Below are 928 nucleotides of genomic sequence, written 5' to 3'. Positions count from 1 at the left end.
CTGGTGCCAACCGCGTCGCGCACAGGCGCTTGCGGACGCAACGTCGAGAAGCCTCTTTCGTTAGTCGACATTGCTTAAAAATATTCTGATTCCAAAAAGAGAATTGGTAAAAATTCTGATTTACTACTGCTTAATCTATAATATATCTAATCTAAATGCTTTTCGAATGGGATAATAAGAAAAACTCTTCAAATCTTAAAAAGCATCAGATAACGTTTAAGCAAGCGTCTCAGGTCTTTTTAGATAAAGATGCAATCTACATTCCTGATGAAAAACATTCAGAAAATGAGGAAAGGTGGCTTGTCCTTGGGAAAATTGAAAATTTTACTGTGATCGTTGTTGTTTTTGTAGACAAATCTAATAAAGAAGAAGAAAAGTTAAGAATAATTTCCGCCAGAAAAGCCGACAAATCGGAAGAAAAAGAATACCTTCAAAGATTAGGCAAAGATTAAAAAATGAAAAAACAGTACGATTTTTCTAAAGGTAAAAAAGGCGTTTTCTTTATTGAAGACAAAAAGGATATACATTTGCCTATATATCTTGATAACGATATCGAGGAATATTTTTCCAAAATTGCCTCTTCTAAAGGTAAAGACTTAAATTCTATCATTAACAAGGTTCTTAAGAAAGAAGTCGAACTTCAAAAAGAACTTTCTATTTAGTTTTTCAGCTACGGCTTCTCACTTCGTTAGACGACATCGAGCTATTGCAATCTTGCACTTGGTAGCTTTTCATGTAACATGGCTAAAATTTTTAAAGGCAATTATCCGATTAAGTGCATGAGACAATAATTTTCTCATTATTAAAAACTCTCGCTAATATACACATGAAATGAGAAGATTATAAAGATTTAGATCAAGTAGTATTAGAAATAACTAAACAATTAGATGGATTTACAATGAGGGATATTAATACAATACTTGATTGT

2 protein-coding genes are annotated in these 928 nt (G+C 32.1%); both read left to right on the top strand.

Translation table 11 applies throughout. The annotated features are described in order from the left end of the window. The first annotated feature begins 155 nt into the window (after positions 1 to 155). Positions 156 to 452, top strand: a complete 297-nt coding sequence (locus JWG44_RS13425; RefSeq protein ID WP_205275484.1) for a BrnT family toxin — start codon at positions 156 to 158, stop codon at positions 450 to 452. 3 nt (positions 453 to 455) lie between these two features. Continuing rightward, entirely contained in the window at positions 456 to 662 is a 207-nt protein-coding gene (locus JWG44_RS13420) for a toxin-antitoxin system, antitoxin component (RefSeq protein ID WP_205275480.1), read from the top strand. The last annotated feature ends 266 nt before the right edge of the window (positions 663 to 928 follow it).

The organism is Leptospira ainazelensis, from assembly GCF_016918785.1.
Classification (GTDB): Bacteria; Spirochaetota; Leptospiria; order Leptospirales; family Leptospiraceae; genus Leptospira; species Leptospira ainazelensis.
The sequence above is the reverse complement of the archived record's forward strand: the minus strand, read 5'-3'. Positions and strand labels throughout refer to the sequence as shown.